This window comes from Shimia sagamensis (assembly GCF_900182745.1).
Lineage (GTDB): Bacteria > Pseudomonadota > Alphaproteobacteria > Rhodobacterales > Rhodobacteraceae > Shimia > Shimia sagamensis.
Genome location: NZ_FXTY01000030.1, coordinates 1 through 1,960, shown reverse-complemented (window position 1 = coordinate 1,960; position 1,960 = coordinate 1). Strand labels below are relative to the sequence as shown.

2 protein-coding genes are annotated in these 1,960 nt (G+C 50.9%); both read left to right on the top strand.

The genetic code is table 11. The features are described 5' to 3' along the window. The first annotated feature begins 607 nt into the window (after positions 1-607). Complete coding sequence (locus tag QOL67_RS21970; protein ID WP_283428133.1) at positions 608-1,744, top strand: primase-helicase family protein; 1,137 nt, start codon at positions 608-610, stop codon at positions 1,742-1,744. After that, positions 1,741-1,960: hypothetical protein (locus QOL67_RS21965; RefSeq protein WP_283428132.1), on the top strand; the 220-nt coding region annotated here is incomplete at its 3' end. The genes QOL67_RS21970 and QOL67_RS21965, both read left to right, overlap by 4 nt.

The window sequence follows — 1,960 nt, the reverse complement described above, 5'->3', positions numbered from 1 at the left end:
CATCTCCAAGCCGCTATGAGAGTTAGCGCTCACGAGTAACCCACTGCAAGGAACGCAAACACAATGAGGCGCTGAAGATTCCAGAATAAAGAACATGGAATCCAACGTCTGATTTGCGGCCAATTGCAGGAGATTATCTACGACTCGTAAGTCCCTAAACTAACTTACTTCAACCTCGAGTTCTCGAGGACTGGGACCGTTGTTGGATTCCTTCATCGCCTAAGCACGGGCTGTTTCCCATGGTGGGGAGCGGCTTCCAACACAATGAAGGTATAGAACTATGAACGAACTTACACCAATGCCACGTCAGCGGCGCTCTCGGAGAAGGAAGACTGCGGTTCAACCGGAGGTGGCCAATGAGTTGGAACAGGTTGTAAAGGAAATGGAGGTCCAAGAAGCGACCGATCTAGTCGCAATGCTGTCCAAACAAGTCTCGCAGTGGTTCGTGCGGTATAAGAACCAGTTTCACTTGGTTGAGAGGCTTTCCACGCATCTGACACAGACAGATGTAAAGCGCGTGTGTGTACCTCGCTTTTAGAAGCTGTTTCCGGACCTAAACCTTAGCGAAAACCATGAGGTGCTTCGGGATGTCTTTCAAAGATCCTTGGTGGAAGCGCACAATGACCCTGAGCAAACTGTTCCTATTTGGAATGGTTCAACACGCTGCTGTCCAGAAGTCTCTCAAGCAATCATTCGCGAAGGAGAAACAGTCGCAATCAACACCTGGAAAGCGCCTGCCTACAGGCAACTCGGCGTGGTCGAAGCAAATACATCCATGCTCGACCTGTTTCTGGAGAAAATCTTTCCCCAGGAAATTGACCGCAGAGTCGCCAAAGACTGGTTGGCTTGGTGCCTCCAGAATGAAGCCGACAAGCCTTCATGGGCCCTTTTCCTGTATTCTCGTCGTAAGGGGACGGGGAAAAGCACGTTCTGCCATCTCGCAGGGCGTCTATTTGGCGAGGAAAACTCGATCACTCAGAACAGCATCTCAAAGCTGACTGGGCGGTTCAACAAGCCACTATTGGACAGCAAGTTGGTGATCTCTGAGGAACTTCAGCTGAAGCCAGACTCTCCGCACGGCAATACGCTGAAGACCTACATCACTGAAAAAGTGACGACGTCAGAAGCGAAGGGGCGTGACGTGGAGAAAGTGCAGCAATGCTGTTGTTTCCTCTTTACCACCAACCACATCCCTCTGTGGATTGAGGCGGATGAGCGTCGCTACTATGTGATTGATGCGGACCACAGTGGATACGCATCTGGACCAGACGCAGAGCAGTTTGGGGAGTTCGTTGGCGAGCTCTCGGCTTGGTTGGCTGAAGACAGGAATGTTGCGAAGCTCTATAATGGGCTGATGCAGCATCGTGTCTCCAACGACTTCAATCCGCGATCACTGCATCTTTCTTCAATTCAAACACCTGTGATGAAACGTATCATGGGAGGCACAAGGGAGGTTCTTCTTGATCGGTTGGCTGAAAGGCTGGCCGGATTGGGCAGGTTCGCTATCCCGCAAGAGGTGCTGGCAAAGATCTTCACCGAAGAGCTTAGAACTAGCCAGAACCGCCTTCGCCATATGATGCCTGAGCTTGGCTGGCGCTCCGAAACTGTCAAATGGGGTGGCGTCGATTACAAGCGGACCATCTGGATACATGAAGATTATCAAGTTGTTGGAGGTCGAGTAAAAGGCCCGATCGGCTATGATGAGCCAGTGTGTCCGATTGAAGAGGAGGCCAAAAGCCTATGAGTGATCAGAAACTCTTCGTTCTTATGGATCGGAGCCAGGAATGGTACGCGGACATAATCGCAAATCATCTCGAAGAAGCCCAAAAGGTTGTCGACGGTATTCTGTCGGAAGTTGAAGAAAACCGGGACGGTTGCTTGGTTACGCCCACGAAAGGGCCAAGGAAAGTTCGCTTTCTTGGTCATCAAGACCGTGCGTATCGCTTTGTGTTCTGCATTC